Origin of the sequence: Psychromonas sp., from assembly GCF_041586535.1 — a bacterium.
Lineage (GTDB): Bacteria > Pseudomonadota > Gammaproteobacteria > Enterobacterales > Psychromonadaceae > Psychromonas.
Map to the genome: position 1 here is coordinate 21,961 of NZ_JBFGZY010000022.1, position 12,371 is coordinate 34,331.

Genomic DNA, 12,371 nt, shown 5'->3' on the forward strand with positions numbered 1-12,371 from the left:
CTCTTGTCCCTGAATTTTAAGCAACGTTTGGCTATTTTTGAACAACAATCTCAATCTCTTATCGGTTTTGGCCGGGGTGTTGAGCGCGAAGCATTGCGCGTGACCAGCGATGGAGGGCTATCGAAAAATGGGCATCCCGATGCTTTCGGCAGTGCTTTATGCCACAGTACTATCACCACGGATTATGCTGAAAGCCTGTTAGAATTTATTACCCCGGTTGCTAAAGATGTCGATCAGTTGTTTGCTTATTTAAACGATGTTCACCATTACGCTGCTAAAAATTTAGAAAACAATGAAACATTATGGCCAATCAGTATGCCTTGTTTTGTTGATGATCAAGACTCAATTGAACTGGCGCAATATGGCTCATCGAATGTTGGAAAAATGAAAACCGCGTACCGTCAGGGATTAAAAAATCGTTATGGCAGTATGATGCAGGTAATCGCCGGTGTGCATTATAATTTTTCATTGCCTGAGGCTTTTTGGGGAGCCTGGGCTGAGGCGCAGCAATCCCCGCTAAGTGGAAAAGAAGCACAGTCTGCCGGTTATATGGGGCTTATTCGAAATTATCTGCGCTTTGGCTGGGTGATCCCTTACCTGTTTGGTGCATCGCCTGCGCTGTGTAAATCATTTTTACAGGGTAAAAAAACTGCCTTTGACTTTGCTGAAACGGGTAAAGGCACCGTTTATTTACCCTATGCCACCTCGCTGCGTATGAGTGACTTAGGGTATACAAATAGTGCTCAATCTGCGCTTAAGGTTTGTTATAACAGCCTGGATAATTACCTAAGCTCAGTGCGAACCGCTTTACATCAGAAAACGCCTCAATTTACCCGGTTAGGCATTAAAGAAAATAATCAATATGTCCAATTAAACGATAATATATTACAAATCGAGAATGAACTGTATGCCTCAATTCGCGCAAAGCGCGTACAGGAAAGAGGTGAGACCCCCTCACAGGCATTGAATGCGCGAGGAATTGAGTATATTGAAATTCGTTCCTTAGATGTTAATCCGTTTTCCAAGGTGGGTATAACAGAAGAGCAGGTTAACTTTTTAGATCTGTTTCTTACCTGGTGTGCAATAATCCCCTCAGAAGATATTTCCCATGCGCAATCACAGCACTTTTCAGCTAACTTAAATAAAGTGGTCACTCAGGGACGTTTGCCGGATCTGATGCTGGAAATTGACGGCACAGAGCAAAATGTGGCGCAGTGGGGAGAGTGGATAACTGGACAGTTAAAAGAGTTAGCGGTTGTAATGGATAATAAAAGTGTTTCACAGCGTTATCAGAATGCTATCGGTCATATTGCACCACGTTTTGCCTCTCCCGAACTCACCAGTTCGGCGCGGATTTTAAAGATAATCAAGGACAGCTATTCAGATAATGGCCCACTGGCTTTGAGTCTATCGAAAACTTATAAAAAAGAGTTGGTAGAACAGGGGTATCAACTTTGGTCTGATGCTTTTTTTGAAAATGAAAAAATTATTTCTATTCAGAAACAGCAGCATATCGAAGAAAGTGACGTGCTTAATTTTGACGCATATCTGCAGCAATATTTCTTGAATGCAGAAAAAAAATAAGCCGCTACCCAGGTAATTTGGGTATTAAAGCCTCCACGGAGGCTTTATTTTTACCCGTTTGGGGGGATTAGCCCTATAGGATGGCTTGTCCGCACTTCCCGCTGTTTAAGCCATTTCGACAATCAACAGACTCGGACAGATGAGACTATGACGTTATAAAAATGTTATTATAATGATTAGTTAATGAAGACTGCTCTTTTGGGGATAAGCTAAATGAAGATAAAAAAAACAGTAAGCTATCTTATTGGCTCCTTAATATTAACTTCTTGTGCCACCCCTCCTCCGAAAAATCCTGATAATATTTGCGCTATTTTTACGGAAAATAGAAGCTGGTATTATGCTTCTAAAGAGATGAATGAAAAATGGGGAACCCCGATCCATGTGCCCATTGCGATGATGTATCAGGAGAGTGGTTTCAAACATAATGCGGCCCCCCCGATGCAGTATTTCTGGTTCATTCCTGTCGGCAGAGCAAGTGATGCCTATGGCTATGCTCAAGCCAAAACCATGACCTGGAATGATTATCAGCGTGAAACCGGTAATAACTGGTCCAGCCGTGATGACTTTGCTGACGCAATTGATTTTATGGGATGGTTCACTTATAAAACCCATAAAATAAACGGTGTCTCCAAATGGGATGCTTACGGGCAGTACCTGAATTATCACGAGGGCTGGGGGGGATACCGGAGAAAGAGCTACAACAATAAATCCTGGCTAATTAAAGTCTCCCGGCGAGTTGAGCAACGCTCTAAAAAATATGTAACGCAGCTGCGGGGGTGCCAGGATGATTTAGATGCTGGTTGGTTGTGGCGATTATTTTTCGCCTGAACAGGCTATCTTTCCGCTTAATATGTTGTCAGGTATACCTGTAGAGCAATGAAAGCAACACGCGTGTTCTGCAGAAGATAAAAGTAGTTTTTATACCCAAGCCCGTTGAATCTGTATCTGCAATGAGCTTGGCTATAATAACAACCAATAGCAACGATAAACGATCTTAATTATTACTCGAAGAAAGGAACAAACATGCCATTATTAGACAGTTTTACCGTCGATCATACTATTATGCAGGCGCCTGCTGTACGCATTGCCAAAAAAATGCAGACCCCGGGTAAAGATACCATCACTGTTTTTGATTTGCGTTTTACTGCGCCTAACAAAGATATTTTGTCAGAAAAGGGAATTCATACGCTTGAGCATCTTTTCGCCGGGTTTATGCGTGACCATTTGAATTCAGATCAGGTTGAAATTATTGATATCTCTCCAATGGGCTGCCGTACAGGCTTTTATATGAGCTTAATAGGCGCGCCTACTGAATCTCAGGTCGGAGATGCGTGGATAGCTGCAATGCATGACGTGTTAGCGGTAAAATCACAAAATGATATTCCCGAATTAAATGAATATCAGTGTGGTACTTATCAAATGCACTCTCTGAGCGAAGCCAAAGAGATTGCGCAGGCGATCATCAATGCCGGTATAGGTATCAATAAAAATGAAAATATCGCATTAAGTGAAGAGCGTTTGAAACAGCTGTAAGGTATCAGCCGTCAGACGACGGCTCGTATCTCGAAAATGCACGACTACTTAGCTAAACTCTTTATACAGGTGGGGCATCACCTTAACCAGCTTCACCATGTTATTTTCCACCTCTAAGATTTCCATCGGGTAACCGCAGATTCGCGCACTGATGCTGCCTTTGGGGATCTCTTCCAGGTGTTCTAAAATCAAGCCGTTCAGAGTGCGGGGGCCGTCCGTTGGTAACTTCCAGCCCATCTCTTTATTGATATCGCGAATGCCCAGGCTACCTTCAATAATAAAAGAGTTATCTTTTTGTTTGTAAATTTCCTGCGAACTATGCGGCTCCTGAGTCGTCGTAAAGTCACCGACAATCTCTTCTAAAATATCCGCCAGTGTGACTAATCCCTGGATATCCCCATATTCATCCACGACCAAACCGATACGTTCCTTGTTATGCTGGAATTTAATAAGTTGTGTATTTAAGGGGGTGCCTTCCGGAATAAAATATAAACTTCTTACGCTGCGCAACAGGGTCGTTTTGTTAAAGTCTTCTTTTAATAATATAAGCAGGGAATCCCGGGCATGCACAAAACCTATCGCATCATCAATGGTATCCCGGTATAAAAGGGTCATAGTATGGGTGCGATGCTGTAACTGTTTGAGAATGGTTTCCCAATCCTGATTAATGTCGATTGCTGCTATTTCATTACGCGGGATCATTATTTCATCAACAGTGACCTGCTCCAGCTCGAGAATACTGAGCAGCATCTGCTGGTGATGTTCAGGAATCATGGTGCCTGCTTCATTGACGACTGAGCGTAATTCATCACTGTTTAGGGCCTGATCATCCTGGTGGTTGACGTTTACCCCGAAGATGCGCAGGAGGGTATTGGAAATCCCATTGATTAACCACACCAGAGGGCTGAGAAACTTCTGCAGCGGGCGTAATATAAACGAACTTGGAAAAGCAATTTTTTCTGGATAAAGAACGGCGAGCGTTTTTGGCGTAATTTCAGCAAAAATCAAAATAACTAATGTAAGAACACCGGTTGCGATGGCAATACCTGCATCACCAAATAAACGCTGACCGACGATTGTCGCGATAGCTGACGCTAAAATATTAACTAAATTGTTACCGATTAGGATCAGACCGATAAGCTTGTCGGGCTCGCTAAGTAATTTTTCAACGCGTATTGCCACTTTATTTTTGTCTCTTGCAAGGTGCCGTAAACGGTAGCGGTTTAACGACATCATGCTTGTTTCTGAGCTGGAAAAATAAGCAGAAATAATAATTAAAACTACAAGTGTGATCAGTAATCCACTAGTGGGTATGACGTCCAAAAGTCCTCTCTTTGTACTTTATAAAAAATTAACGGGTGTTATGCCAATCAGACTAATTATCTGATCATTTATGCTTGTTAAAATAAATGCTAGCTAGACATAAAACTACGTTTTAGTCTTTGTTATTGATTTTGCAATTAGAACAACTAGTTACTGCAATCAATGCCTTGCTTTCATTTGTTTTTCCTGACGCCTAAACAGATCATTTAATTAATCCAATTGGTATTAAGTATCGGATAGTAGCGAAAAAATGATAATAAAACAAAAGCGATTATTTTAATGCTGTAAAAAGTTTTTCAGTAGCGATTTTATGATTCACTCAGCAGCTCTGATTTTGTCCGTTAAGCAGACCTGAACAGGGTGATAAAATAGTTTATCGAGTACCCGCTCAGTTTTGAGTGCTGGTCAGTGTAAAGCCTATTTTATGGTTTAGTTCAATATTATTTCCCGGACAAAGCGACTGCCAAAATAAGCCAGGGTTAACAATGAAGAGCCGACAATGGTGACATAAACAATCGGCCGTCCCCGCCAGCCTTTTGTATAATGTCCCCATAACAGAGTTGCATAAATGATCCAGGCACTTATAGACAGGAAAGCTTTATGCGCTTTACCCTGTACAAACATATCCTCTAAGAAAAAAAAGCCCGTCAAAAGGGTGCAGCTTAATAAAATAAAACCAATCAAAACAAACTGAAAGAGACTTTTTTCCATGGTCATTAAAGGCGGCAGATTGATTTGGGTCAGCGGGCGTTTATGATTTTTTAAGCGGTAGTCAAGGTATGCAAGTTGCAGGGCAAAAAGACTGGCAATGGTTAGTACTGAGTAAGCTAACAGAGCAAAGATAATATGCGAGCCGATTGCCGGCTGTTTCTCTAAATGAGTGATGTAATGACTTGGCAGATAGACAACGGCAATAAAGTTGAGCACATTAAAAGCGCACACAACGGGTAATAACACCCCGGTATTCAAGCGTTTGCTCACTGAAAGTGATAATGCTGCGATCACAAAACCAATCAGAGAGACCACATTTAACATGGGCAGGTTTTGCCCGTCGATTAAAAAGATGTGTTGATATAACCACAGCGCGTGCGTGACCAGTGCAATAATTGAACAGCCGATAAACCAGTAATAAAGAGGCTTTGCCTGATTAAACAGTATATTGACTGCCAAGCTGCCACTTAACATGTAAAAAATAGTCGCAATAAGTGCCAAGTTATCCATATCAATCCACTTTTGTTATTTATATATACCCATGATACTTCAAGATACAAAGCATTTTGAAGTAACATGGGTATAAATATGATTATACGCTCAGCTTTATCCTTAAAATAGTTAAAATATCTTCTTTATTAACTGCTTGAAAGAACAATGGCAAAAAACTGTTGACGGATCAACCGAGTTGAGTGGAATTCAGAAGTATAGCGAAGATTTTATGGCGCGAAGCCGATGACGGCGTTTTTATCGGTTATAAATAGCGTGACTTAATCAATGAGAGTTACCTCCTGTTTCCTGCTTGAATGCTATTTACCGATATATATTCAGGTAGTATGGGTATCAATAATTGCGTATAATAAACTTTAATTTTAGCAACGAGATCCGAGTATGTTTGAGAATTTAACTGATCGACTGTCGAAAACCCTGAAAAATATCAGTGGTAAAGGGCGCTTAAGCGAAGACAATATTAAAGATACCTTACGTGAAGTACGGATGGCTTTATTGGAAGCGGATGTAGCGTTACCCGTCGTTCGTGATTTTATAAAATCCATCAAGGAGCGTGCCGTTGGTCAGGAAGTTGCTAAAAGTTTAAGCCCCGGCCAGGCCTTTATTAAAATAGTTCAAAACGAACTTGAACTGGCAATGGGGGAAGTTAATGAGTCATTAAATCTTGCCACTCAACCTCCGGCAATTTTGCTAATGGCTGGTTTACAAGGTGCGGGTAAAACCACCTCGGTTGCAAAACTTGCCCGCCTGTTAAAAACCCGTGATAAAAAAAGCGTGTTGGTGGTCAGTGCCGATATATATCGCCCGGCAGCGATTAAACAGCTGGAAACGCTTGCCGGAGAAGTAGACGTCGAGTTCTTCCCGAGTGATATTACCCAAAAGCCTATTGATATTGCCAATGCGGCGATCAAACACGCTAAAAAGAAATTTATTGATGTTGTGATTGTCGATACAGCAGGTCGTCTGCACGTCGATAACGAAATGATGGAAGAGATTAAAGATCTCCATCGCGCCATTAAACCTGTCGAAACGCTCTTTGTGGTTGACGCCATGACCGGTCAGGATGCCGCTAACACGGCTAAATCCTTCAATGAAGCATTACCCTTAACCGGTGTTATATTGACTAAAGCCGATGGTGATGCACGTGGTGGCGCCGCGCTTTCTATCCGTCATATTACCGGTAAGCCGATTAAATTTATCGGTATGGGCGAAAAAATTGATGCTTTAGACCCTTTCCATCCCGAGCGTATTGCTTCGCGAATTTTAGGAATGGGTGATGTTCTTTCATTAATTGAAGAACTTGAAAGCAAAGTCGACAAAGAAAAAGCGGCCAAACTGGCCAATAAAGTAAAAACGGGCAAAGGCTTTGATTTAGAAGATTTCCGTGAGCAGCTGATCCAGATGAAAAGTATGGGCGGCATGATGGGGATGATGGATAAATTACCCGGTATGGGGCAAGTGCCTGACGCAGTTAAAAATCAGGTTAATGATAAAAGCACCGCGCAAATGGAAGCGATCATTAATTCCATGACTAAAAAAGAGCGTGCCAAACCAGAAATTATTAAAGGTGGTCGTAAACGCCGTATCGCAGCGGGCTCCGGGACACAAATTCAAGATGTTAATAAGCTGTTGAAACAATTTACGCAGATGCAGAAAATGATGAAAAAAATGTCCGGTAAAGGCGGTATGCGTAAAATGATGAGCGGTATGAAAGGGATGCTGCCACCGGGTATGGGTGGAATGGGGGGCATGGGAATGCCGCCTGGACTGGGCAATTTCAGGAAAAAATAACCCTTCCAATATATTTTTTATAAGCGCTTAAATAAGCCCGCATGGAGTGTTTTTGGACTCTGTTTGGGCTTTTTTAGTCTCTAAAATAGTGAGTTCAGAGGCTAAAATGCAGCAAAAGTGTGATTTTTATTGTTCTTTTGCCTGAGAAGAGTATAATTTTGCGGCTTTCTACAAAAGCAGGCGGTCAGCATTTTCTGACCAAATACGTTTAACAATAAACAGAGGACGATATGGTAACTATTCGTTTAGCTCGTGGTGGCGCAAAAAAACGCCCATTCTACCAAGTAGTAGTAACAGATAGCCGTAATGCACGTGACGGCCGTTTCCTTGAGAAAGTAGGTTTCTTTAACCCTACAGCACAAGGTCAAGCAGAAAAATTACGTTTAGACACAGATCGTATCAACCATTGGGTTGGTCTTGGCGCACAGCTAAGTGATCGTGTTGCTAAATTAGTAAAAGACAACGCAGTAGTAGCTGCTTAATTGCAGTTAGGTGAGGAGAGCCCGATGAACGATAAAGCACAGCCAATTGTAATCGGTAAGTTTGGTGCGGTTTACGGCATCAAAGGCTGGTTGAAAATCCACTCCTACACCGACGACCCTGAAAGTATTTTTGAATACAAGCCGTTGTTAATGAAATCAAAAGGGCAGTTCCAGCAGGTTGATATAACCGATTGGAAGCGTCACGGTAATGGTTTTGTTGCAAAAATAGTGGGATTTGACGTTAGAGAAGACGCACAGGCCTTAGTTGGTTTAGAGCTCTTCGTTGACCCAGGTCAACTTCCTGAATTGGAAGATAATTTCTACTGGCGTGATTTAGTCGGGTGTCAGGTTAAAACTGACAAAGGTTACGATCTAGGTGTAGTCACCGATATGATGGAAACAGGCTCTAATGATGTGCTTGTTGTAAAAGCCAACTCGAACGATGCTTTTGGACAAAAAGAACGGTTAATTCCGTTTATCGATAAGCAAGTAATTTCTAATGTAGATATTACCGGCAAATTAATTCAAGTTAATTGGGAACCTGATTTCTGAATACCCTGGGAGAAAAGTGATGTGGATAGGGGTTGTAAGCCTCTTCCCGGAGATGTTCCGGGCCATTAGCGAAAATGGGGTAACAGGTCGGGCGATTAGAAATAATCTGCTCTCTATCCAGTGTTGGAATCCGCGTGATTTCACCTTGGATAAACATAGAACGGTCGATGATCGTCCCTATGGTGGCGGGCCTGGTATGCTGATGATGGTGCAGCCTTTACGGGATGCAATCTTAGCGGCTAAACAGGCGGCGCGGGAAGCAGGGCATGAGGCCAAGGTTATTTATCTTTCTCCTCAGGGACAACGTTTAGACCATAGTGGCGCACACTCTTTATCAAGCTCAAAGGCTTTGATATTGGTAGCCGGGCGTTATGAAGGTGTAGATGAGCGTATCATTGAAAGCCTGGTTGATCAGGAATGGTCAGTGGGTGATTATGTGTTAAGTGGTGGTGAGCTGCCGGCTATGATTTTAATTGATGCTGTGGTGCGTTTTGTACCCGGTGTATTAGGTCATGTGTTATCAGCAGAGCAGGATTCCTTCGCGGATGGTTTGCTTGATTGCCCGCACTATACGCGTCCTGAAGTGTTAGATGGAAAACAAGTGCCAAGTGTATTATTGAGCGGTGATCATGAAAAAATTCGTCTCTGGCGATTAAAACAATCACTGCAGCGCACGAAACAAAGAAGGCCCGATTTATTAAATAATCTAGCTCTGACTGACGAGCAAGCCAAGTTGCTTGCTGCTCTGGAAAGTGACTCCGACTGACCAGCGATGTTATCAGCTAACTAGGTAATATAGGTATTAAAATGAGCAATATTATACAAGCAATTGAAAAAGAACAAATGCGTACAGATATCCCTAAATTTTCACAGGGTGATACTGTTGTTGTACGTGTTCGCGTAAAAGAAGGTGAAAAAGAGCGTCTTCAGGCATTTGAAGGTGTTGTTATCGCTAAGCGTAACCGTGGTTTACATTCATCTTTCACAGTTCGTAAAATTTCGAGCGGTGAAGGTGTTGAGCGTGTATTCCAAACTCACAGCCCACTTGTAGGAAGCGTTGAAGTTAAACGTCGCGGTCTGGTTCGCCAAGCGAAACTTTACTACTTACGTGAACTTACTGGTAAAGCTGCTCGTATTAAAGAGAAGCTTGGTAAGTAATTTAAGTTGTTTAGATTGCCGGCAGAGAGCATCTTGATGCTGTTTGTTGATTATAAAAAGCTCGCAATTGCGGGCTTTTTTTCTATCTGAAGTAAACTCTGTCATGCTGAAGATTGTTTATCGTTATCTGCTAATCTTTATTGCCCTGGTCAGCATCCTGCTCGGCCTGTTAGGTATTTTTTTACCTGTTCTGCCTACCACTCCTTTTTTTATTCTTGCGCTTGCCTGTTTTGCCCGCAGTTCCACTTTTTTTCATCAAAAGCTATTAACCTGTCCCTATATTGGCGACGTCTTATCTGACTGGGAAAAAGAGAAAAAAATTACCAAAAAGCGAAAGAGACAGATCTATCTGACTATTGTTGCGTCTTTTAGCATTTCCATTGTGCTGTTACAGCAACGGCATCTATTGCAGTTATTACTGCTTGTTATTATGCTTATCCTGCTGTTTTTTATTCGCCGTATCGATGAAAAATGATTCCCGGTCTAATCATTTAATGACAGGTGTTTATCTTCGATGCACGGATTAAACACCGGCAGTGTGATAATAAAGCGGGTAAATTTATCCGCTTCCGATTCAATTTCGATAGTGCCGTTATGACGTTTGATAATCTGCGCGCAGATAGTCAGACCAATGCCTAAACCAAAGTTTCCTTCCCGTTTGGTGGTGTAATTGAGTTCAAATATTTTATCTCTGATTTGTGCCGGTATACCGGGGCCGTTATCCTCGATAATGATCTGTACACTGGGTGTATCCTGATAGGGCAGGTTCAATGTTGATATCTTTATAACCCCGCTTTCTCCGGTCGCATCAATGGCATTGGAGATGATATTGGTCCAAACCTGCTCTAATTCAATCGGGTGACACTCTATTTCAGGCAACTGCTGATACTCTTTAATCACGTTGTACTGTTTAAGTTTATTTTCAAAGATAATTAACGTTTCTTCTAAACCTTCATGGATATTAGATAGTTCAGATACCGGACTGTCTTGTCCTGCATAGTGTTTCAAACTTTTCACTAAATCGGCAATGCGCAGCGCGCAGGCGTTGCTATTGCGTAAAATTGTGCCGACTTGGAAAAACTTATCTAACAATAAAATGCTTTGTTGCAGATTGCGCTTATTTTCCAGGGGGATCTCTTTACTGTCTACATTCATATTGGCTAAATATTTAGCCAGTTTTTTATCTTTTACTGTGCTTAATAACTTATTACTTCTGGCGCGAATTTCAGAGGTTGATAGTGGTATTAAGGTTAACCCCTGCTGCAGGGTCTTTTGAGCAAGTAGAGAAAAAGGAGTGGTATCATTGTAATTAAGCAGGGTTAAGATAAGCTCTTTTAAGGAGTCTGAGCCGCGTAAGATTGCGGCAACAGGATTATTAAGCTCATGGGCAACGCCGGTGACCAGTTGCCCCAGCACCGCCATTTTTTCACTTTCAATAAGCTGCTGGTAGGCTGCATCTAAAGACTGCAGGGTCTCCTGCAGAGCTAGTTCTGTGGAGATGCTATGCTGTAAACGGCGGTTGAAATTACGCAGTAATAAATTGTTAAAAGGCGCCAAAAGCTCAGCGTTTGACTGCATAATTTGAGAAAATATAGCGTTATCAAACTTTAACACTTCTGTTGGCACTAGGGTAATACCAGTGCTGAAAGCGGGCTCCTCGGTTAAAAATGACATGCCGCCGACCATGGTACCGGCCTGCATAATGGTAATATCCTGGCTTTCTCCGTGGGCATTGCGTTTCTTAAGCAGTACTTCACCTTTAGTAATAAACCAGAGAAAGCGGTTTTTTTCACCTTCCCGGGTTAATATATGGTTTGCGCTATAATGGCGGCGAACCGTATGCTCATCCCCTTTTTCTAATACTTTATGCAGAGATTTGATCACTAAATTAGACAGCTCCGAGTCTGAATAAAGCGAATAATCAAGAAACTTTTCTTTAAAATCAGATGAATGGGATAGCTCTGGATTGCCCAGTAAACAGGTTGTATCGACAATGCTTTTTTTCTGAAAATGATTATTTTGCTGGTGCGCTATTTTATATCTGCTGATCTGTGTCTGCACAATGTAAGTGAGCCCTTGTGCCTGATAAGGCAGCGGCAGAAAATAATCAATCTGCCCCTGATTGATGTAATCGATAAGCTGCTCGATTCGGGGATTATCCGCATAAACTATTTTACGCATGCTACTGCATTTTGAGCTTCTAAGCAGGATGAGGGCATCTCCGTCCGTCAATGTTTGCGCGCACAGTATCAACGCTATATCCTGTTTGTTTTGCAGGATAAGCCTCTCTGCCTGGAATAAACTTGTCGCCTGCAGTGTGATTAAATGTGCGCTTAACGGCAGAAGATCCTGGATAATTTGCGCAAGGCGTTGTTGATTATTATCAACACACAACATGGTCAGCATAAGCAAAACTTCCCTGTTCAGATTTATGGTCAGTATATAATGAAAGAGATGAGAAATAAGCGCTTCAGAACCCATTTTATGTGTAACTACGTTGAAAATAGGCTTTTGTGCGGATTATGATAAAATTGCAGGATATATACCCATGTTACTTCAAAATGCTTTGTCAGGCACGAGCTTGGAAATCAGAGCAAGGCGCAACATGAGGTAATGGTTACTCCCTTTTCGATTGGTGCAACGCAGCACTGGTTTTCGAGCTCGCGCCCCGTAGGGCAAGGGAAATTGCACCAATCTGCTTTGTTATAAAATATCTCTGTAGAATAA

12 protein-coding genes are annotated in these 12,371 nt (G+C 41.9%); 9 read left to right on the plus strand and 3 right to left on the minus strand.

Annotation, left to right across the window (positions count from 1 at the left end; all coding sequences use genetic code 11):
• Positions 1 to 3 precede the first annotated feature (3 nt).
• From gshA to luxS, 3 genes are all read left to right on the plus strand, one after another.
• Positions 4 to 1,584 (plus strand): glutamate--cysteine ligase, encoded by a 1,581-nt coding sequence (gshA, locus tag ABZA00_RS04225; protein WP_372880891.1) that lies wholly within the window; start codon positions 4 to 6, stop codon positions 1,582 to 1,584.
• Positions 1,585 to 1,797: 213 nt separating this feature from the next.
• Complete coding sequence (locus tag ABZA00_RS04230) at positions 1,798 to 2,412, plus strand: hypothetical protein (protein WP_372880892.1); 615 nt, start codon at positions 1,798 to 1,800, stop codon at positions 2,410 to 2,412.
• Positions 2,413 to 2,607: 195 nt separating this feature from the next.
• Positions 2,608 to 3,117: an S-ribosylhomocysteine lyase gene (gene luxS, locus ABZA00_RS04235; protein WP_372880893.1), complete on the plus strand. Its 510-nt coding sequence runs from the start codon at positions 2,608 to 2,610 to the stop codon at positions 3,115 to 3,117.
• 48 nt (positions 3,118 to 3,165) lie between these two features.
• Here the strand turns inward: luxS and ABZA00_RS04240 are convergent, their stop codons facing one another.
• Together ABZA00_RS04240 and ABZA00_RS04245 are read right to left on the minus strand one after the other, a co-directional pair.
• Positions 3,166 to 4,440: an HlyC/CorC family transporter gene (locus ABZA00_RS04240; protein ID WP_372880894.1), complete on the minus strand. Its 1,275-nt coding sequence runs from the start codon at positions 4,438 to 4,440 to the stop codon at positions 3,166 to 3,168.
• 429 nt (positions 4,441 to 4,869) lie between these two features.
• Entirely contained in the window at positions 4,870 to 5,661 is a 792-nt protein-coding gene (locus ABZA00_RS04245; RefSeq protein ID WP_372880895.1) for an inner membrane protein YpjD, read from the minus strand.
• A 381-nt stretch (positions 5,662 to 6,042) separates the two neighbouring features.
• Here ABZA00_RS04245 and ffh point away from each other — a divergent pair, with 381 nt between their 5' ends.
• From ffh to ABZA00_RS04275, 6 genes are all read left to right on the plus strand, one after another.
• A complete protein-coding gene (gene ffh / locus ABZA00_RS04250) occupies positions 6,043 to 7,452 on the plus strand; it encodes a signal recognition particle protein (protein WP_372880896.1) in 1,410 nt (469 codons plus the stop codon).
• Positions 7,453 to 7,682: 230 nt separating this feature from the next.
• Positions 7,683 to 7,934: a 30S ribosomal protein S16 gene (rpsP, locus tag ABZA00_RS04255; protein ID WP_372880897.1), complete on the plus strand. Its 252-nt coding sequence runs from the start codon at positions 7,683 to 7,685 to the stop codon at positions 7,932 to 7,934.
• A 24-nt stretch (positions 7,935 to 7,958) separates the two neighbouring features.
• Entirely contained in the window at positions 7,959 to 8,486 is a 528-nt protein-coding gene (gene rimM / locus ABZA00_RS04260) for a ribosome maturation factor RimM (protein WP_372880898.1), read from the plus strand.
• A 19-nt stretch (positions 8,487 to 8,505) separates the two neighbouring features.
• The gene (gene trmD / locus ABZA00_RS04265) at positions 8,506 to 9,252 is read left to right on the plus strand and encodes a tRNA (guanosine(37)-N1)-methyltransferase TrmD (protein WP_372880899.1); all 747 of its coding nucleotides are present in this window, start codon (positions 8,506 to 8,508) and stop codon (positions 9,250 to 9,252) included.
• Between the two features lie 41 nt (positions 9,253 to 9,293).
• Positions 9,294 to 9,644, plus strand: coding sequence for a 50S ribosomal protein L19 (gene rplS, locus ABZA00_RS04270; protein WP_372880900.1), 351 nt, complete (start codon positions 9,294 to 9,296; stop codon positions 9,642 to 9,644).
• A gap of 103 nt (positions 9,645 to 9,747) precedes the next feature.
• On the plus strand, positions 9,748 to 10,119 hold the full coding sequence (locus ABZA00_RS04275) for a DUF454 family protein (RefSeq protein ID WP_372880901.1): 372 nt from the start codon (positions 9,748 to 9,750) through the stop codon (positions 10,117 to 10,119).
• Positions 10,120 to 10,127: 8 nt separating this feature from the next.
• On the opposite strand, the gene ABZA00_RS04280 is transcribed toward ABZA00_RS04275, so the two are convergent.
• Positions 10,128 to 12,050: an ATP-binding protein gene (locus ABZA00_RS04280; protein ID WP_372880902.1), complete on the minus strand. Its 1,923-nt coding sequence runs from the start codon at positions 12,048 to 12,050 to the stop codon at positions 10,128 to 10,130.
• Positions 12,051 to 12,371: the final 321 nt, after the last annotated feature.